General features: G+C 68.2%; 16 protein-coding genes and 1 pseudogene. 3 read left to right on the forward strand and 14 right to left on the reverse strand.

Annotated features, from left to right (window positions below):
• Positions 1-10 precede the first annotated feature (10 nt).
• Positions 11-262, reverse strand: a pseudogene (locus ABD858_RS36770) (IS982 family transposase); the annotation flags it as partial.
• A 181-nt stretch (positions 263-443) separates the two neighbouring features.
• Between ABD858_RS36770 and ABD858_RS09330 the strand changes: the two are divergent.
• Complete coding sequence (locus tag ABD858_RS09330; RefSeq protein ID WP_345035776.1) at positions 444-881, forward strand: hypothetical protein; 438 nt, start codon at positions 444-446, stop codon at positions 879-881.
• Between the two features lie 318 nt (positions 882-1199).
• Here the strand turns inward: ABD858_RS09330 and ABD858_RS09335 are convergent, their stop codons facing one another.
• From ABD858_RS09335 to ABD858_RS09350, 4 genes are all read right to left on the reverse strand, one after another.
• The gene (locus tag ABD858_RS09335; protein ID WP_345035777.1) at positions 1200-1382 is read right to left on the reverse strand and encodes a DUF397 domain-containing protein; all 183 of its coding nucleotides are present in this window, start codon (positions 1380-1382) and stop codon (positions 1200-1202) included.
• Positions 1383-1385: 3 nt separating this feature from the next.
• Positions 1386-2258, reverse strand: a complete 873-nt coding sequence (locus ABD858_RS09340; RefSeq protein WP_345044382.1) for a DUF5753 domain-containing protein — start codon at positions 2256-2258, stop codon at positions 1386-1388.
• 194 nt (positions 2259-2452) lie between these two features.
• Complete coding sequence (pulA, locus tag ABD858_RS09345) at positions 2453-7768, reverse strand: pullulanase-type alpha-1,6-glucosidase (RefSeq protein WP_345035779.1); 5316 nt, start codon at positions 7766-7768, stop codon at positions 2453-2455.
• Between the two features lie 139 nt (positions 7769-7907).
• Entirely contained in the window at positions 7908-9578 is a 1671-nt protein-coding gene (locus ABD858_RS09350; RefSeq protein WP_345035780.1) for a carbohydrate-binding module family 20 domain-containing protein, read from the reverse strand.
• A 468-nt stretch (positions 9579-10046) separates the two neighbouring features.
• Between ABD858_RS09350 and ABD858_RS09355 the strand changes: the two genes are divergently transcribed.
• Complete coding sequence (locus ABD858_RS09355; protein WP_345035782.1) at positions 10047-10367, forward strand: MafI family immunity protein; 321 nt, start codon at positions 10047-10049, stop codon at positions 10365-10367.
• A gap of 33 nt (positions 10368-10400) precedes the next feature.
• On the opposite strand, the gene ABD858_RS09360 is transcribed toward ABD858_RS09355, so the two are convergent.
• The 4 genes from ABD858_RS09360 to ABD858_RS09375 all read right to left on the reverse strand — a co-directional run bounded on the left by ABD858_RS09360 (position 10401) and on the right by ABD858_RS09375 (position 12132).
• Positions 10401-10859 (reverse strand): LppU/SCO3897 family protein, encoded by a 459-nt coding sequence (locus ABD858_RS09360; protein WP_345035783.1) that lies wholly within the window; start codon positions 10857-10859, stop codon positions 10401-10403.
• A gap of 428 nt (positions 10860-11287) precedes the next feature.
• Positions 11288-11449, reverse strand: coding sequence for a hypothetical protein (locus tag ABD858_RS09365; RefSeq protein ID WP_345035784.1), 162 nt, complete (start codon positions 11447-11449; stop codon positions 11288-11290).
• Between the two features lie 45 nt (positions 11450-11494).
• Positions 11495-11881: a twitching motility protein PilT gene (locus ABD858_RS09370; RefSeq protein ID WP_345035785.1), complete on the reverse strand. Its 387-nt coding sequence runs from the start codon at positions 11879-11881 to the stop codon at positions 11495-11497.
• On the reverse strand, positions 11878-12132 hold the full coding sequence (locus tag ABD858_RS09375; RefSeq protein ID WP_345035787.1) for a hypothetical protein: 255 nt from the start codon (positions 12130-12132) through the stop codon (positions 11878-11880). Before ABD858_RS09375 ends, ABD858_RS09370 begins: the two co-directional genes overlap by 4 nt.
• Before the next feature lie 189 nt (positions 12133-12321).
• Here ABD858_RS09375 and ABD858_RS09380 point away from each other — a divergent pair, with 189 nt between their 5' ends.
• On the forward strand, positions 12322-13461 hold the full coding sequence (locus ABD858_RS09380; protein ID WP_345035788.1) for a Fic family protein: 1140 nt from the start codon (positions 12322-12324) through the stop codon (positions 13459-13461).
• A gap of 3 nt (positions 13462-13464) precedes the next feature.
• Here the strand turns inward: ABD858_RS09380 and ABD858_RS09385 are convergent, their stop codons facing one another.
• The 5 genes from ABD858_RS09385 to ABD858_RS09405 form a co-directional block, all read right to left on the reverse strand.
• Positions 13465-14508, reverse strand: a complete 1044-nt coding sequence (locus tag ABD858_RS09385; protein WP_425586177.1) for a LacI family DNA-binding transcriptional regulator — start codon at positions 14506-14508, stop codon at positions 13465-13467.
• On the reverse strand, positions 14493-16142 hold the full coding sequence (locus tag ABD858_RS09390) for a glycoside hydrolase family 13 protein (RefSeq protein ID WP_345044385.1): 1650 nt from the start codon (positions 16140-16142) through the stop codon (positions 14493-14495). Before ABD858_RS09390 ends, ABD858_RS09385 begins: the two co-directional genes overlap by 16 nt.
• Positions 16143-16198: 56 nt before the next feature.
• Complete coding sequence (locus tag ABD858_RS09395; RefSeq protein WP_345044388.1) at positions 16199-17056, reverse strand: sugar ABC transporter permease; 858 nt, start codon at positions 17054-17056, stop codon at positions 16199-16201.
• Positions 17050-18063 carry a carbohydrate ABC transporter permease gene (locus ABD858_RS09400; RefSeq protein WP_345035790.1) on the reverse strand — a complete coding sequence of 338 codons (1014 nt, stop codon included), beginning with the start codon at positions 18061-18063 and terminating at the stop codon, positions 17050-17052. The genes ABD858_RS09395 and ABD858_RS09400 overlap by 7 nt, the downstream gene beginning before the upstream one ends.
• An 88-nt stretch (positions 18064-18151) precedes the next feature.
• Positions 18152-19432, reverse strand: a complete 1281-nt coding sequence (locus ABD858_RS09405) for an extracellular solute-binding protein (RefSeq protein WP_345035792.1) — start codon at positions 19430-19432, stop codon at positions 18152-18154.
• Positions 19433-19523: the final 91 nt, after the last annotated feature.

Genomic DNA, 19523 nt, shown 5'->3' on the forward strand with positions numbered 1-19523 from the left:
CCGAGCGCGTTCAGTGGTCGTAGGCGGTCAGTGATCGGCTGCCCGCCTGGCCGGACTGGAAGTTGCGCCAGATCACAGCGGCCAGCGCGAGGATGCACTGCACGACGCGTACGGCGACGCCCTTACATGTGCGTCCCCCGTGTTGTTCCAGGTCATGCTCGACCCTTGAGGCGCTGACCGACTCGATGGGCTGGCGGACTTCATAAGCAGCGGTTCTCCGGCGGGGGCGTTTCATGGACGGTCTGAGCAGGGTGATGCCCTGTCCCGCCGGGGAGCCTTGCGATACTGGCCCAGTCATCGCCGAACTTCACGTACAGTGCGGTCACGAGCGTGGCCAAGTTCGTCGCCACAAAGGGATACTGGGCATCCTCGCCTCACGCTCGCAGGCATTCAGAAAAACTCGTCTAGTGTTGAGAGAATGCGAATTTAGCACGTTTTGCAGATTGGAGAAATCGATAGTGAAATACTATAATTCCACGGGTTGGACTGCCTATTTTTCCGGCATTGAGGGTGGAGAGATGGCGCGTATGCGTGATGTGGAGGCATGGGATCCTGAAACTGGTGCGGCGATGGTGGTTGATCCCACTCAGGGGAAACTCAGGGCGGCTACGTCCTTTCCGGATTTTTCGCGCCTTGAAAGGGCCCAGCGGGTTTCGGGGGTGCTGCCCGGCGGTGGTTGGCGTGCACATTGGGACGATGAGGACGGAGCCCCGGTATCGCAGGAGATCCTTGGGTGGCTCATCACCGATATTGGCCAGGCTGCACCTATAACGATTGACTCTGACGGTAATGTCGAATTGGCGGAATCGGTGGATCGATTTGTCGCGCCGCCTAGCGGTGCCGACCACTTCCGTGAGTCAGAGTCTGAAAATAGGCGGTAAATGAGGGGCGGAGTCGGGATCTCTTTCTTTAGCCTCCTTGGCGCGCCCTTCGGTCAGGTGTCGCAGCGATCTTGATCGAGGGGTGTGTCATCGTGCATCTCTCATCAAGGACGTGCTGAAATTCGGTCGGGTGGCAACGGAAACGCAGAATTGATTTGACATCGCCAAAGATTTATTAATCGAAGATCAGCACTTCCTGCACTGCCGCGCCTTCGTCACGCTCCACCGCCCACGCATCGGCACCTGCGGCGAAATACTCAGTCGCCGCAGCGTACAGACGCCCCCTGTGGACGTGTCTCTGGCTTACCTGAGAGGCGTTCATCGAGCGAGGCGCAGGGCTTCCTGGAAGGCATCCCAGGTGTTGGGGGCGAGGCGGAGTATCGGGCTGTATGGATTCTTGGAGTCCCGGATAGCCACAGTGCCGGGTATGTTGAGCGCGACCTCGACGCATTCGCCGGCCGAGGTGCTGTGGCTGGACTTCGTGAACTGGAACTCGGGCATGTGTCACATCTCCTTGCGGATGCTGTCGATCAGGGCGGCGGAATCGTGCTGGGCCAGGCTGAGCCGGGTCGTGCGGTCGAAGAACGTGCTGTAGGCGGCGCCCTCGTCGGGGTTCTCGACCCAGACCGTGGAGGCGATGGAGTCCACGTGGACCACGTCGATGGCCTCGGTCTCGGCAAAGGAGACGATGTTGAACGCGCCGCCCACGCAGGGGTGTCCGCCGCTGCGGTAGGGGAGTACCTGGAGGCGTACGTTCGGCAACTGGGCGACTTCAATTAGCCGTTCCAGTTGGGCGCGCATCACGTCGGGGCCGCCGATCAGCTGGCGCAGCGCGGCCTCCCAGACGACCGCGTAGACGTGGAGCGGGTCGTCGCCGAGCAGGCGGGCTTGGCGTTTCATGCGTACCTCGACGATGCGCTCGATTTCGTCGGGGTCCTCCCAGACACCGTCGCTCACGGCCAGGGAGCGAGCGTACTCCGCGGTCTGGAACAGGCCGGGAATCAAGGCGAGTTGCCAAGTTCGGACGCGGCTGGCGGCGTCCTCCATGGCGATGTACTCAGCCAGGGCACCCGCGTTCGGTGAGTGCTGCCACCAGCCTTTGGCCTTGCGGCGCTCCCGGTCCAGTCTTGCCAGGTCGAGGAGATGGCCAACCGGCCTGGGGTCGTCGAGGCCGTAGAACTCGCACAGCACTCGGATGTCCGGGTCTCGCATGGGGACCCATCCGCGTTCCATCTTCACGATCTTCGTGCTGGTGGCGCTGATGGCCTGGGCCGCCTGTTGCTGGGTCTTGCCGGCGGCGTCTCGCAGGCGCAGCAGTTCGCCACCAAGCCTGCGCCCGAGGACAGTTGAGGTGCGGTTGCCCTGGTCCGATCGCATCACGGACACAGTGTGGCGTCTCAGGTGCCGCCGAGTCGATGAGGCCGAGCTGGGCCTCCGAAGCTCGGAGGGGGCGATGATGGACGCACGTCCCTACGGCGACCGCAGCCGGGCCCGGACCGTGACGGTCCCGGCCCGGCCGGTCGTGCGCGGCTCCGGCGAGCTCCCGCCCGCCGGAGCCCAGTGCACCAGGGTCAGCGGCTCTCGTAGACCGCGACCGTTCGCGCCGGGACCGTGAAGGTGCCGGTGGCCTCGTCGTACGAGGACCGCTTCACGGTCGCGTCCGCGCCGGACGCCTGGACGGAGTGCAGGGTGTACGCCTTCCCCGCGAGGCCCGGGACCCGCTGGGTCTGCTGCTGCGGGGTGGCGTTGAAGACGACAACCAGACCGCCCAGGCGCATGGTGATCACGCCGGGCGTCTCCTCCGCCCCGGAGAGCGGGAAGGAGAGCGTGGACTGGACCTCGTCCGCCGTGCCCAGGCTGAATGCCTTCTCAGTGGTGCGGATCTTCAGCAGGTCGCGGTACGCGGCCGAGGCGCCGTTGATCTCGTCGCAGCCCGGCGCGATCGTGGACGCGGTCAGCAGCGGCTTGGCGTACGACCACTTGGAGCGGTTGTCGGCGGCGGGCGGCAGTCCGCGGCCGAAGCCGTTGCCGCCGTCCCGGCAGTCCCAGTGGATGGCGTTGAACCAGTCCCCGCTGTCGTAGGAGTTACGGTCCAGCGACTTGGAGCGCAGCAGATCCGTACCGGCCTGGGAGAGCGCCGGGCCCTGCGACAGCGCGGCGGTGGCCATGGCGAGCACCTGCATACGGGCCCGGTCGGCCGCCGGGGTGCCGGCCGGCAGCTTGAAGGCGAGCGCGTCGTACAGGGTCTCGTTGTCGTGCGCGTCCGCGTAGGCGAGGGCGTCGCCGGGGGCGGCCGCGTATCCGGCCGGGGCGCCGTTGTAGTCCACCTGGGAGCCCTTGACCGTACGGCCGCGGGTGTCGGTGAAGGTGTAGGACGCGAGATTGCCGGACAGGCCGACCTTGATCAGGTCCTGGTAGTGCAGGAGCCGGGCACGCTGCTCGTCCCGCGAGCCGTTGGACGCGGACCCGTTGGGGTCGGTGTACAGGCCGGACGCGAAGCCCTGGACGCCCGGGTCGTCGTCGAAGGGGCCGCCGCCGCGCACGGCGTCACGTGCGCGGTCGGAGAAGGTGGCGATGCCGGTGCCGGCCATGTTCTTCTGGGTGGCCTGCACGAAGCGGGCGTCGTCGGCGATCTCGCCGAAGTTCCACCCCTCGCCGTAGAGGATGATCTTCTTCCCGTCGACTCCGTCCTTCTCGACCGTGAGCTCGTCGAGGGCCTTGCGGACGGCCAGGATGTTGGCCTTCGGGTGGTGGCCCATCAGGTCGAAGCGGAAGCCGTCGACCTTGTACTCCTTGGCCCAGGTGACGACCGAGTCGACGACGAGCTTGCCCATCATGGCGTTCTCGGGCGCGGTGTTGGCGCAGCAGGTGGAGGTGGCCACCGTGCCGTCGTCGAGCAGCCGCTGGTAGTAGCCGGGCACGATCCTGTCGAGGACGGACTTGCCGTCCTGGCCGCTCGCGACGGTGTGGTTGTAGACGACGTCCATCACCGTGCGCAGCCCGGCGCCGTTCAGGGACTGCACCATCTGCCGGAACTCGACCGTGCGGCGCGTGCCTTCGGGGTCGGAGGCGTACGAGCCCTCGGGCACGGTGTAGTGCAGCGGGTCGTAGCCCCAGTTGTAGGCGTCCTTCGCGGCGACCCGGGCGACGCAGGCCTGCTGCTCCTCGGAGTCCGGGGCGTACACCTTCAGATCACAGGCCGGGGTCTGCTGCTCGGACTTCTTCTCCGGGATGGTCCCGATGTCGAAGGCCGGCAGCAGATGGACGTACGACGTACCGGCCCCGGCGAGGGCACGCAGATGCTTCATGCCGTCCGAGTCGGCGTCGGTGAAGGCCAGATAGCCGCCCGGGTGCTTGGACGTACGGTCCGCGATCGAGAAGTCGCGGATGTGCAGCTCCTGGATCTGCGCGTCGCGCAGCGGCACGGCGGCCGGCTTGCGCAGCGCGGACCAGCCCTCGGGGGCCAGTTTCGGATCGGCCAGGTCGACGACCAGGCTGCGCGCGGAATCGGTGGTCAGGGCGGTGGAGTAGGGGTCGGTCACCTTGTTGGTCACGACCTTCTGGACGCTCGGCGCCCACACCGTCACCACGTACCGGTACGGCTTGCCCGCCCAGTCCGCCCGGCCCTTGACCGACCAGACTCCACTCGCCTCGTCGCGCCTCATCGGGACGGTCTTTCCGTCGACTTCGAGGGACACCTGCTGGGCCGTGGGGGCCCACAGGGAAAGCGTCGGACGGTGCGCGCGGTCGAAGACCGGGCCGAGCGCGGCCTTGCCGGCCCTGTCGGCGTACAGGTCGTCGAGGATCCCGGCCGTCTGCACGCCGGTCGCGGCGAGCAGCGCGCCGTTGGCCGCCCGCTGGGTGGCGATCAGCTGGCCGCGCAGCGCCTCGCGGACCCGGTCGCGGTCGCGCGGGTCGACGGTGAAGGCCGGGTAGTCCTTCAGATGCGGGTACTTCGCCTTCTGGGCGTCGGTCAGCGCGGCCGGAGCGAGACGCAGCCACCGGCCCTCGTCGGACAGCGCCCCGTCGACGACCTGGATGCCGCCGTCCTTGGCGTACACCAGCTGCTGGCTGGTCGCGTCGGTGGCCTTGACCTTCCAGACCACGGTGTCGCGGTCGATCCACTGCGCCTCGGACGTGGCGAGGTCCAGCGACGGGGCGCCGCCGGTCTGCGGCAGCAGGTACGTCGGCTGCCCGGCGAGCAGCCACACCTCGTTGCCGTGGGTCGCGAAGGACAGCGACTGGTCGGAGGGCAGGTCCTTCTGGTCGCCCCGGTGGAGGATGTAGCTGAGCGAGGTGGCACCGTCGGCGAGCGGCACCTCGAAGGTCAGGCCGTAGCTGTCCCGGCGTACGGGCATCAGCGGCCGGGACCAGTCGGTCGGCTCCTTGGCGCCGGTCCAGGTGTGCAGGCCCCAGCCGTCGTAGTCGCCGTCGGGGCGCTGGTAGTGGAGCACGGCCTTGGTCTTGTCCTGCGGCAGGTACACGCCGTCCGGCGCGGTGTCCGACTGGCCGTCCTTGCCCTGCGTGATCCAGACCTCGCCGGTGCGGGCGAGGTTGACGCTCCGCTGCGGGCCGTCCGCGGCGCCGTCCTTCTCGACGGTGTACGGGACGGTGGAGGCGCCGTCGGGCACCTTGACCCAGGCGAACGCGCCGTACGCGTCGCGGCCGGTGAAGGCCGCGGTGACGTCCCCAGTCCTCAGCTGCCGGCCGTCGTAGTCACCGTCGGGGCGCTGATAGTGCACGACGGCATACGGACGCTCGACGGCCACCGGCTTCTGCGGCGGCGGGGCCTGGCCCGCGGTCGTCGAGGCGAGTGCGCTCGCGGTACGGCCTGCGCTGTCCACCACCACTGCCTTGTACCGCAGGTCGGCCCCGGCCGCCACCGTGGCGTCGATGTGCTGGGTGACCTTGTAGGGGGCGTGGTCGGCGGAGCCGAGCGTGCGCCACTTGCCGTTGCCGGTCTGAGCGGCGAAGACGACCCGGTTGAGCGCGCCGCCGTGCACATCGGCGGAGATCTCGACGGTGCCGGTGGCGCCGGCGGCCGGGGCCTTCAGGGTGATCGTCGGCCTGCCGGCGGGCGCGGGCAGGGGCTCGGCGGCACGCAGCACCAGCGAGGACAGGGCGGGCATGGTGACGGTGATCCTCCCGTCGCTGCGGACGGTGCCGGAGCCTCCGTACAGCACACGGAAGTCCGAGGCGGTGTCCGTCGCGAAGGAGACCGTCTTCTCCGTCTCCGCGTTGTTGACGGCGACGACGTACTCGGTCTTCGTCTTGGCGTCCGTACGGGAGAAGGCGTACACCGAGTCCTTGGCATACCGCTCGGTCTGGACGCCGTCGCGGAGGGCCGGGTGCTCGCGGGTCAGCTTCGACAGCGCGGCGATCGACCGGTAGACGGGGTGCTCCGGGTCGTAGGCGTCCGTCGCGTGCGTACGGTCCGTGCCCAGCTGGTCGTCGTCGAGATAGTCGGCGGTCTTCGAGGCGAAGAGGGTCTGGCGGGCGTCCTTGTCGCCGCCGGCGCCGGTGAAGCCCTGCTCGTCGCCGTAGTAGACCACCGGGTTGCCGCGGCTGAGGAACATCAGCTCATTGGCGAGCCGGGCCCGCTTCAGCAGCTCCGCGTCACCGGCCTGCGGGTGATCCTGCTTCAGGAAGGTCCCGATGCGGCCCATGTCGTGGTTGCCGAGGAAGGTCACCTGCTCATAGGCGTTGGCCTTGTCGGTGGTGTAGCGGTAGTCGTCCGCGAAGACCCTGGCCAGGCGGGAGGCGTCGGCGCCCTGGGAGGCGTAGGCGCGTGCCGCGTCCTGGAAGGGGAAGTCGAGCGTGGCGTCGAGCCGTCCGCGCGTGACGTAGGGCGAGGTGACCGCGGTGTCCGAGGAGAAGACCTCGCCGAACATGAAGAAGTCGTCCCGGCCGTGCTTCGCGGCGTGCGCGTCGAGGGCGGTGGCCCACTGGGTCCAGAAGTCCAGGTCGACGTGCTTGACGGTGTCGATGCGGAAACCGTCGATGTCGAAGTCCTCGACCCACTTCTCGTAGATCTTCTTCATGCCCTCGACGACCTCGGGACGCTCGGTCCACAGGTCGTCGAGCCCGGCGAAGTCGCCGTACTCGCTGCTCTCGCCGGCGAAGGTGGAGTCGCCGCGGTTGTGGTACATCGTCGGGTCGTTGAGCCAGGCGGGGACCTTCCTGCCGCCCGCCTTGGGCGTGTACGGGAAGGAGTCCGCGTCCACCTTCGCGACACCGGCGCGGTCGTCGAAGGGGCGGCCGTCCTTGTCGAGGTAGGGGTAGGCGCCCTTGGGGCGGTAGCCGTACGTCTTCTCCGCGTAGTCCACGGTGTCCGCGGTGTGATTCGTGATCACGTCGAAGAAGACCTTCATGCCCTTGGCATGGGCCTTGTCGATCAGCGTCGCCAGATCGGCGTTCGTGCCGAAGTGCGGGTCGACCTGGGTGAAGTCGGTGATCCAGTAACCGTGGTAGCCGGCCGACGCGTCCTTACCGATTCCCTGCACGGGGTTGTTCTTGAAGATCGGGGCGAGCCAGATGGCGGTCGTGCCCAGGCCCTTGATGTAGTCGAGCTTCTGTGTGAGCCCCTTGAGGTCGCCGCCCTGGTAGAAGCCCTTGTCTGTGGGGTCGTAGCCGGTTTCGAGCCGCGAACCGGTCAGCCCGCCGCGGTCGTTGGCCGGGTCGCCGTTCGCGAACCGGTCGGGCAGCACGAAGTAGAACTGCTCCCGGTTCAGATCGTGCCGGGCCGGCTCGGCGGCGAGCTTGGCGTCCGACGGCGGCGACGGCGGCTTGGCGGCCGCGGCCGGTACGGCCGGCGCGAGCGCCGCGCCGAGGGCGGCGGCCAGGACGGCCGCCGATACTCTGCGCGGGCCGCGCAGGGGGCGTATCACGGAGGGGTCTCCTTCGGAGGGTGGGCGGTGAAACGAGGGTGGACGGTGAAGCGAGACCGGGGCTGCGCGTGTCGGCCCGTCCGGCGTTCGGGGACGGACACTCCGGTCAGCCGGACGGAGCACGGTGCCTCGGGAAGGCTCAGGGGCGCCAGGTGTCGTTGAGGGTGACCTTGCCGTCGGCCCCGACGGTGGCGGTGCCGTTGGCGCCGCTCTCCCAGGTGACGTTGCCGTTCGCGTTCTTGCGGACGTACGTGTACGCGAACGACGTGCCTGCGGGCAGCGCCACGCCGGTCTTCCGGACCGGGTGGCCCGACGGGTCGAGCTTGAGCGCGTGACCGGCGTTCCGGTTGCCGGGTTCGGTGCGGCTGCCGGTGACGTAGAAGTTCTCCCCCGACACGGTGGTGGCGTTGACGCCCAAGGACGAGCCGCCGCAGCTGCGTGCGCCCGCGTGCAGGGCGACGGCCGTGTTCGCGGCCAGGGTCCGGGTGAACTGGCCCGCGCTGTTGACGGTGACCGGCGTACCCGACTGGACGTCGCAGTAGCCGCCTGCCGGGAGCGAGGTCTGGAACGTGCGGGTGAGCGCCGACGCCTCGTGGTTGACAGCCACGTAGGCCTTGCTGCCGCGCCCGAAGGCGATGGCGTTGTTGCCGTTGTCCCACCAGTTGGTGACGGCCTGTCCGCGGGCGGTGTTCCGGAAAGCGACCATCGAGGAGATCTCGCGCCAGGCGTGCTGGCACTTCCAGCCGCCGGTGTAGCAGGCGTTCACGGTGCCGCCGTTGGGCGGTCCGGCCTCCGTGTCGGTCCACTCGTAGCCCGAGTGGACATCGGGCGACCCGTACGGCCAGGCCAGCATGAAGACGCTCGCGAGCGTGTAGTTGGCGCCGTCCTTGTAGTTGAGGGTGTCGCCGCCCCGCTCCGTGTCGTGGTTGTCGACGAAGACGGCGGACTGGCCGGAGGACATGTAGCCCCAGCCCTCGCCGTAGTTCTTCAGATAGGCGAGCTTCTCGCTGTTGAAGACCCGCTTGAGGTCGCGCGCGTACCGGAACTCCTGCACATCGCCGTTGCCCAGGTACTCGCTGGGCGAGACCGCCTCACCGGCCGCGTAGATGGCCTCCTGCTTCCAGTAGGCGTTGGGGTTGGTCAACTTGGCCTTGATCGCGGCGAGGTCGGCGGCCGGCATGTGCTTGGCCGCGTCGACGCGGAAGCCGTCGACGCCGAGCGACAGCAGGTCGTTCATGTACCCGGCGATCTTCGTGCGGACGTACGCCTCGCCGGTGTCGAGGTCGGCGAGGCCCACCAGTTCGCAGTTCTGGACGTTCGCCTTGTCCTGGTAGTTCGTGATCTGCGCGGTGCAGTCGTCCATGTCCCAGGAGGAGTACAGGCCGGGGTAGTTGTACTTGGTGTACGACGACCCGCCCGTACCCACACCGGACCCCGCCGACATGTGGTTGATGACGGTGTCCGCGACGACCTTGACCCCTGCCGCATGGCAGGTGTCGATCATGTTCTTGAAGGCGGTGCGGTCGCCGAGCCGTCCGGCGATCTTGTAACTGACGGGCTGGTACGAGGTCCACCACTGCGGCCCCTGGATGTGCTCCTGCGGCGGCGAGACCTGGACATAGCCGTAGCCGGCCGGCCCCAGGCTGTCGGTGCACGCCTTGGCGACGGAGGCGAAGCGCCATTCGAAGAGGACGGCGGTGACGTCCTTGGTACCGGGCGGCGCGGCCTGGGCGGTGCCGGCCGGCGCCAGCACCGCGGCCGCCGCTCCCGCCACGAGGGCGAGGCCTGCGGCCAGGGATCTGCTGGTCATATGTCCTCCTGCGACTCAGGAAGGGAGGTGTGGGGGCGAGGACTTGAAGGTTCTTGCTGCAAGGATGCAAGCGCTACTTGCGCAGGTGACCGTAGGGGCAGACGGTCAATCGGTCAACCGTTTGGACACGGCAAGGCAATACGCAGGACACAATTCGCAAGTTCTTGCAGAACATGACGCCACAAGCGCAGCACCCCCCGTCCCGGCTGTGATGCCGAGGGGGCGCACGGTCCATGCAGCGAGCTAGTGCTCTGACCGGGAAGGTTGGCCGGGGTGGTGGTTCCGGCGGTTGGATGTCCGGATACGTCCGTGCGACTGCTGGGGGTGTGGTGGCTGAGCCTGTCCGCGTGCGCAGACCGACCGACCAAGAGGGGCAGAAGCTGCAGCAAATCGTGCGCCGGGGCAGCGCCAGTCAGCGACCGGCGAAAGCCGCGTGACCGTACGAACAGCACCGGCGACACTGACGCCATGACCGTTGATCACGAGGCACTTCAGTCCAGCTGGAACCGGACCCGCGGCCACCTCGACGCCGCCCGGGCCCATCTGACGGGCCTGCCGAACATCGACCTCTCAGCGACGCTTGAGTTCCTGGAGCACAACGAGCTGGGACTCGCCTTCGACTGTCTCGTCGATCTCGGTGACGACCTCGACCTGCCGCTCACCTTCTGCCAGCACCTCGACCGAGCAGCTCGCGAGATGCGGCTCTGCAGCGATGCGCTGCACAAACCCCACCTCACGGATGCCGACCTGTGCCGCCGCCGTCTCGCAGCTGCCTCCGAGAAGGAATGACCCGCCAGTCCGGCAACCTTCCCGGTCAGAGCACTAGGGAAGCGGAGTGAGGCACAGAGTGAAGCTGTCTCGGCCTCCGTACTCGGCGTACTCGGAAAAGATTGTGCGGTCGCAGCGGGCATCACTGCCCTCGTGCCGCTCCGCAACCTTGAACTCCGCCTCGGCCGAACCGCAGTCGACAACAGCGACTTCGGGAGCACTTTCCGTTCCGCTGATGCGCACGCACGCGCCGACATTTGCGGTGTTCGCGCTGTCGTCCAGCTCCGCGGCGATCGCGAGAACACCGACGATGAGGAACGGCGCGAAGACGCCAAGCGCCCCGACACGTCGTATGACCGGCTTGCCGGGGTCGAGCGGAGGTCGCAGGCCGTTGGCGGGAGACGTCATTCGACCGAAGCGAACGCGAGCGACAAGGTTGAAGATCAGGGTGACCGGAGCGATGACGAAGGAGGCGATGCCCCACCAACCCTGCCACAGCGTCTTGTTGGTCATCTCACGGTGCACAGCGATGCCGCAGGTGCGACAGAAGAGCCCCCGTACCTTGAGGAACCGCATGACGACCAGCATGCCCTGATGCCCCCGGACCGTGGCCCTGAGCGCCGGCATCCCTCCGCAGAATTGGCAGCATTGCGAGTTCGCCCCTGTGGATCCCAAAAGCGGCACGGGTGCGGGCTGAGTTGGCGGGGCTGGATACGGATCCATGCTCTGCGGCGGTGTCGCCATGCTCTTTCCCCCCCCCGGGAAATGATCTCTGAATCCCTTGCGGAAGCTGAAGTGTAGAGCAGCGAACCGACACAACTGTCCCCAGGCCCACTCCAGGCCAGCCGCTGCCGCTACCAAGCTCGGCCAGCACATCGCCCGCTGGTCGATCCGCAAACATCGCAGTCTGACCAACCCGGCGAACCTATGCGGTCACAGCACTAGCCCTTGGCCCAGGCGACGACCTCGCGCTCGGCCTCGGCGATCATGCGGCCGATCTCGGCTCCGGCCGCGCGGCGCTGTGCCCGGTCCTCCGAGCCCCCTGCAAGCGCCTCCAGCTCAAGCAGTCGCGCGGCGCGTTCCGGGGTCCTGCGAAGGGCCACCCAGATTTGGCACGCGACTGTTGCAGAGTCACCCACGGATCGGTTTCACGTCCGCCCGCCTGCCTGGCCCAGGTAGGACAGGAGGTGGCGGATGCCGTCCGGATCCGAGGTGAGAACAGCTGCGCCGACATGCGCGGCAATCACTGTGACGGCGCCGTCGACGGGGTCGGAGGTACCGGAGCGGCCAAGAAGCTCCCCCACACTCCGCGCCAGCCCGTGCTCCAAATCCGCAACGTCACAGCCCTTCAGGAGGCGGGCCAACTGGGCCTGGCGTGCGCCGTCGCGCCAGACCTGGGCCACGACTGGAGCAGGCGTCACCGGCACCCCTCCCGCCGTGAGATACGAGCGATGGGCGCGCCAGAAGGCCAGGTGATTCCGCTCGGCCACGATCAGTGCCCCGGCGTCGTACACCACCGGACGCAATGCACTCATGCCACACCGCGTGACTGCTCGTCCGGCATCGTGGGACGGGAGACCATCTCCATGAAGGAATCCACCCATGCCTGCTCTTCCGGGGAGGGCGGGGCCATCTCTGCCATCGCTTCCTCGGCGGCCGCGAGGCCGGCTTCGATCTTCGCGGCGCGCTCGGCGGCGCGTGACAGCCATGCGGAAACGCTCAAGCCTTCTCGCTCCGCCGCGGATCTCACGACGTCGAGCGTCTCGCTCGGGATGGTGATGGTCACGCGCTCAAGGCTCATACCGAGAGTCTTACTGATTTCTCCCGACAGGCTCCACGCCAAGAGGCCCGGTTCACCGGTGTGAGCGACGCCGCGCCGTCGAACCGCGCATCACGATCTTCGGCTGGAAGACGAACTCCGTGCGCCTGCATGGCCTCCGAGACACCGACCCTACGTGCGTCGTAGCATCGAAGAATGCTGTTCGCCACTCCGCGGCTCAGCCCGGACGACCACAGAGTCATCAGCGAGATCGAGACCTTCCGCGCCGAGTTCCGTCATCTCCTCGCCGAGCCTCGCCGGTGGGAAGGACAGCTCCGCCGGTCGCTCACGGCAGCGGCAGTTCGCGGCTCGACTCACATCGAGGGCTACACCATCTCGCTCGAGGACGCCGAAACGATGATGGCCGGCGGGGAGATCTCCCCCGGTACGGACGAGGCCACCCGGAACGCCGTCACCGGCTACCGAGATGCCCTCACCTACATCCAGCGGGCATCCGGGTTCCGGTTCTTCGCTTGGGACCACACCCTCCTGTCCGCCCTGCACTTCATGATGACCAAGGACGACGACGGGGTCGGGTCCGGTGAGTACCGCACCAATGGCGTCTGGGTCTCCGGCGGCCCCAACCGGCCCCCCGTCTACAGCGCTCCTGATCCGGAGCAGGTCCCCGTGCTCATGGACGAACTCGTCCGCTGGCTCAGCGAGGGAGACCTGGACACCCCGGCTCTCGTCCGCGCCTCGATGGCCCACCTCAATCTCGTGTCCATTCACCCCTGGCGTGATGGCAACGGCCGCATGTCCCGTGCCGTTCACACCCTTGTGCTTGCGCGGGAAGGCGTCCTCGCTCCCGAGTTCTCGAGCATCGAGGAGTGGCTCGGCGCCGACGACTTCAACACCCGCGAGTACTACGCCGCCTTGCGCACCGTTCAAGCCGGGTCATGGCAACCGGAGCGGGATGCCCACGCGTGGGTCAGGTTCTGCCTGACCGCCCATCACCTCCAGGCTCAGGAAGTGCAGCGCCGCTTCGAAGTCGCCGCCCGGCTCTGGCACCGCCTCGAGGGGCTCGCCGAGCGCCACCACCTGGACGAGCGAACCCTCTCCGCCCTCTACGCGGCAGCCCACGGCCACCTCCGCCGCGCCACCTATCAGGCCGAAGAGAGCCTCACCCGGGACCAGGCCCTCGCCGACCTCCGTACCCTGCGCCGACTCAACCTCATCGAACCCGTCGGGCACTCGCGCACCCAGCGCTACGTCGGCGGTCCCGCACTCCGTCAGGCCCGTAGCGAAGTCCACGCCGAGGTACACGCCGACCTCTACAGCGAGCCGTACGGGCAGTAGCCCTCAGCCGTCGGTGCCGGCGACCATATCTGTCCGCCTCGGCCGCGCCGTCGAACCCCGCACCACCAGCTCCGGCTGGAAGACGAACTCCGTGCGCTGTACCGGATTGCCGCCGATCTCCTCCAGCAGCGCGCCCACCGCCGCCGTCGCCATCGCCTGGACCGGCTGGCGGACCGTCGTCAGGGGCGGGTCGGTGAACGCGATCAGCGTCGAGTCGTCGAAGCCGACCACCGACACGTCCCTCGGCACGTCGAGGCCGCGCTCGCGTGCCGCGCGGACCACGCCGAGGGCCATCATGTCGCTGCCGCAGACGATGCCGGTGCAGCCGGCGTCGAGCAGCTCGGCGGCGGCCGCGTGGCCGCCTTCGACGCTGAAGAAGGTGTGGCGGACGAAGGGGCCGGAGTGGGGGCCGGCCGCGTCGAGGAAGCCTTCCGTCTTGCGGCGCGAGGGGACGTAGCGCAGGGGGCCGACCGCGAGGCCGATGCGCTCATGGCCGAGGTCGGCGAGGTGGCGTACGGCGATGCGCATCGCCATGTGGTCGTCGGGCGAGACGAAGGGCGCGTCGATGCGCTCGTTGTAGCCGTTGACGAGAACCAAAGGGACCCCGCGCGCGGCGAGGCGGTCATAGCGCGCGGGGTCGGCCGTGGTGTCGGCGTGCAGGCCGGAGAGGAAGACGATGCCGCTGACGCCGGTTTCCTCCAGTTGCTCGACGAGTTCGTCCTCGGTGGCCCCGCCGGGGAGCTGGGTGCACAGCACCGGGGTATAGCCGTATCCGACCAGGACCTGCTCGATGACCTGGGCGAACGCCGGAAAGATCGGGTTGCTGAGCTCGGGGATCACCAGCCCGATCAGTCCGGCGCTGCGCTGCCGCAGCCGTACGGGCCGTTCGTAGCCGAGTACATCGAGGGCGGCGATCACCCGCTGCCGGGTGGCGGTGGAGACGCCCGGCTTGTTGTTCAGCACCCGGCTGACGGTGGCCTCGCTGACCGAGGCCTGTGCCGCTATGTCCGCCAGCCGAGGGGGTCCGGCTGTCACACTGTCCACCACACTGTGCTGTCCGCGGGCAGGTCGACGGCGCCGTCCGTCACCGTCACCGGGGTGCCGGCCAGCAGCACACGGCCGGGCGCGGGGATGCGTACGGCCTCACCGGTGGTGTTGGCCGTGCACACGAAGCCGTCGCGGGCGAAGGCCAGCACGCCCTCGGGCGCGTCCAGCCAGGTCACGTCCGAGCCCGCGCCGAGCCCCGGGTGCTCGCGGCGCGTGGCGAGCGCGGCGCGGTAGAGCTCCAGGGTGGAGCCGGGGTCACCGGTCTGCGCCTCCACGCTCAGCTCGGCCCACGAGGACGGCTGCGGCAGCCAGCTGCCGCCGGAGCCGAAGCCGTACGACGAACCCTCCCGGGTCCACGGGATCGGGACCCGGCAGCCGTCGCGGAAGCCGTCCTGGCCCTCGGCGCGGAAGAAGGACGGGTCCTGACGGACCTCGTCGGGCAGGTCGGTGACGTCCGGCAGGCCGAGCTCCTCGCCCTGGTAGACGTACGCCGAGCCGGGCAGCGCCAGCATCAGCAGGGTGGCGGCGCGGGCGCGGCGCAGGCCGAGCTCGCGGTCGCCGGGCTCGCGCAGCTGGGTGCCCAGGCCCGCCGGGTTGCCGAACCTCGTCGCGTGCCGGGTGACGTCGTGGTTGGACAGCACCCAGGTGGCCGGCGCGCCCACCGGGCGCATCGCGGCCAGCGAGACGTCGATGACCTCGCGCAGCTCGGCCGCGTCCCAGTGGGTGCCCAGGTACTGGAAGTTGAAGGCCTGGTGCAGCTCGTCGGGGCGGACGTAGTCGGCCGTGCGCTCGACGGTCGGCGTCCATGCCTCGGCGACGGCGATGCGCTCACCGTCGTACTCGTCGAGGATCGCGCGCCAGGAGCGGTAGATCTCGTGGACACCGTCCTGGTCGAAGAACGGCATGACGTCGTTGCCCAGCAGCTTCAGCTGGTCGCTGCCTCCGATGTCGGGCAGGCCGGCCGCCTTCACCAGGCCGTGGGCGACGTCGACGCGGAAGCCGTCGACGCCCATGTCGAGCCAGAAGCGCAGGATGGAGCGGAACTCGTCGGCGACGGCCGGGTGTTCCCAGTTGAAGTCGGGCTGCTCGGGTGCGAAGAGATGGAGGTACCACTCCCCGTCGGCCACCCGTGTCCACGCCGGGCCGCCGAAGATGGACTCCCAGTCGTTCGGCGGGAGTTCACCGTTCTCGCCCTTGCCGGGGCGGAAGTGGTAGCGGGCACGCAGCGGGGAGCCGGGGCCCTCCTTCAGGGCGCGCTTGAACCACTCGTGCTGGTCGGAGGAGTGGTTGGGCACCAGGTCGACGATGATGCGCAGGCCCAGTTCATGTGCGTCGCGGATCAGCGCGTCGGCGTCCAGCAGGGTGCCGAACATGGGGTCGATGGCCCGGTAGTCGGCGACGTCGTAGCCGGCGTCGGCCTGCGGGGAGGCGTAGAACGGCGACAGCCAGACGGCGTCGACGCCGAGTTCCTCGAGGTAGGGCAGTCTGCTGCGTACGCCTTCGAGATCGCCCATGCCGTCGCCGTTGGCGTCGGCGAAACTGCGCGGATAGACCTGGTAGATCACCGCGTCCCGCCACCAGCCGGTGCGCGTGTCACTGGAGGGGTGGTCGGGGGCAGCGAGGTGCTGGGTCATGTCGTCCCTGGGTGTCATGGGGGGTACGGAGAGCAGAATGCGGCAGTGGGAAGTGGTCAGCCCTTGACGGCGCCCGCCGAGACGCCGGTCACCAGATGGCGCTGGGCGAAGAGGAAGACCACCGCGGCGGGGATGGCGATGAGCACGGAGGCCGCGGTCATCGGGCCCCACTGGGCGCCGTACTGGTTGACGAACTTCTGCAGGCCGCCCGCGAGGGTGAGGTTCTCGTCGCCGACCATGAAGGCGGAGGCGTAGGCGACCTCGCCCCAGGCGGTGATGAAGGAGTAGAAGGCGGTGACCGCGAGGCCGGGGCGGGCGAGCGGCAGGATGAGCCGCCAGAAGGTGCCGAACGGGGTGAGTCCGTCGACCTGGCCCGACTCGTCTATCTCCCGCGGGATGGTGTCGAAGAAGCCCTTCATCATCCAGGCACAGAACGGCACCGCGATGGTGAGGTAGGTGATCACCAGGCCGGCGGGTTCGTTGAGCAGGCCCAGGCCCGCCATGATGTTGTAGATCGGCACGATGAGGACCGCGACCGGGAACATCTGGGTGACCAGCAGGGTCCACATCAGCCCGCGCTTGCCGGGGAAGCGGAAGCGGCTGACGGCGTAACCGGTGGTGGCGGAGACGAAGACGCCGAGGACGGTGGTCAGGCCGGCCACGAGCAGCGAGTTGCCGAACCACGTCAGGAACGGGGTGTCGTCGAGCAGATTGCTGTAGTTCTCGAAGGTCGTCTCTTTGAAGAAGTCGGTGGTGGCGGCGTACTTCGCCGGCTTGATGGAGGTCAGGAAGACCCACAGCACCGGGAAGACGGCGATCACCGAGGTCACGACGAGGGTGGCGTGCAGTCCGAAGGAGGCCAGCGGCGAGCGTCGGCCGCGGACCGGTGCGTTGGGGGCCGCGGTGGTCACCAGGCTTCTCCCTGTTTGCGGAGGACTCGCCGGTAGACCGCGGCGAAGATCATCAGGAGTACGAGGATCAGTACGCCCCAGGTCGAGGACTGCGCGAAGTCGCGCGGGCTGATCTCGAACGAGAACTTGTACGCCTGGGTGACCAGGATCTGGGTGGCCTCACCGGGACCGCCCCGGGTGAGCAGGAAGATCACCGGGAACATGTTGAAGGTCCAGATGGTGCTCAGCAGGATCACGGTGCTGGACACCGATCGCAGCCCGGGCATGGTGATGTGGCGGAACCGCTGCCAGGCGTTGGCGCCGTCCATCTCGGCGGCTTCGTACAGCTCGCCGGGAATGGACTGCAGGCCGCCGAGCAGCGCGACCATCATGAACGGCACACCGAGCCAGACGTTGACGGCGATGACGGAGAGCTTGGCCCAGGAGGGGTCGTTCAGCCACGGCACGGCGTCGATGCCGCCGCCCGCGAGGATCTTGTTGAGCAGGCCGTTGTCCTCGTTGTAGAGGAAGCGCCAGGCGAAGACGGAGACGAAGCCGGGCACGGCCCAGGGCAGGATCAGCAGCATCCGGTAGACGGACCGGCCGGCGATCCGCCGGTTGAGGACGTTGGCGAGGGCGAGGCCCAGGCCGAAGGTGACGGACACACAGGAGACCGTCCAGACCAGCGTCCATCCGAGCGTACCCAGGAACTGGTTGCCGGTGAGCGCGTCGACGTAGTTGTCGAGCCCCACGAACTCGTATGTCGCGGGCAGGTGGTTGACGCCGATCGACCGGGCGACGTTCCGCTCGTTGGCATCGGTCAGCGAGAGGTAGACGCCGCGGACGAGCGGATAGCCGATGATCACGCCGATCACGATCACCACGGGGGCGACCATGGTCCAGGCGTACCAGTGGGTGCCGAGGGCCCGGCGCAGCCGGCCGGGAGGGGTGCCGTTGTCGCGGCTGCGGCCGCGGGTGAGATCGTCACCCGCGGCCTTCGCCACCGACTGGCCGCTGGTGTGGACAGCCATCTGTCGTTCTGCCTTCCCTGTTACTTCGAGCAGTTCGCTCGACCTGTGCGGCAGGTGTCGCAGCCAGCCATGTGCCGGTCTGCCTCTCTTACTTCCAGTCCTTGAGGAGCTTGCGGTAGGCGTCGCCCACCGCCTTGGCTCCCTTGTCCGGGGTGGTCTGGCCGGTGAGGACCTTGGTGTATTCGACCTTCAGCGGCTCGAAGAGGCTGCCGCCCTCCGGAATCCAGGGGCGCTCGACGGCCTTGTCGACGACCGGCTTGAAGAAGCCGACGATCTGGTTGCCGCTGACGTCCGGCTGGCTGTAGGCGGAGGTACGGGTGGGCAGGAGGCTGAGCTCCTTGGCGACCTTGGCCTGGCTGGCGGCGGAGGTCATGTAGTCGACGAAGGCGTAGGAGGCGTCGAGGTTCTTGGAGCCGGCGTAGACGGCGAGGTTGTGACCGCCCTGCGGGGCGCCCTGGCCGGCCGAGCCGGCGGGCACGGGGGCGATGCCGAGGTTGGCCTTGTCGGCGAACTCCTTGCCGGCGTAGGTGTCGGTGACGGCCCACGGGCCGTTGATCATCATGGCGACCTTGCCGTCCTTGAAGGCCGACTGCATGTTGTTCCAGCCGTCGGTGGCGTCGGTCTTGGCGGCGCCGGAGTCGACCAGGTCCTTGACGACGGTCATGGCCTTGGCGCCGGCCGGGTTGTCGATCGTGACGGTCTTGGCCTTGGCGTCGACCATGTCGCCGCCCTCGCCGTAGAGGAAGGACAGGAACCAGTACGGGTCGTCGCCGCGCAGGTAGAGGCCGGTCTTGCCGGTCTTGTCCTTGATGGTCTTGGAGACGGTCTTCAGCTCGTCGATGGTCTTGGGGACCTCGACACCGGCCTCCTTGAAGATCTTCTTGTTGTAGAAGATGCCCATGGAGTCGATGACCTGCGGCACCGCAAAGGTCTTGCCGTCGTACTTGGTGGAGGCGGCGGCCTGCTTCAGGAAGTCGCCCTCGTCCTTGACGGCCGGGGTGCCGTCCAGCGGGGCGAGGTAGCCGAGGTCGGCGAAGTCGGGCGTCCAGGCAACCTCGGAGCGGATCACGTCGGGGGCGCCGGAGCCGGACTGGGCGGCGTTCTTGAACTTGTTCTGCGCCTCGCCGAAGGGCACGTTGACGTACTTGACGGTGACCTTGGGGTGCAGCGTGGTGAAGTCCTCGGCGAGCTTCTTGAAGACCTTGTCCTCGCTGCCGACCGTGGACGTGTCCCACCAGGTGACGGTGCCGGAGAGCTCGCCCGAGCTCTTCTTGTCACCCTTGTCACCGTTGTCGCTGTCGCCGCCGCAGGCCGTCGCCGCGAGCGCCAGGGCCGCGACCAGAGCGGTGGCCGCTATGCCACGTCGCATGTGTACTCCTTCAACGGGTGCCGCTCCATCACGGCTCCGGATCGTCGAGGAACGTAACAAGGATGAAAGAAGACCGAAAGACTTTGCGGAA

Source organism: Streptomyces sannanensis (genome assembly GCF_039536205.1).
GTDB lineage: Bacteria > Actinomycetota > Actinomycetes > Streptomycetales > Streptomycetaceae > Streptomyces > Streptomyces sannanensis.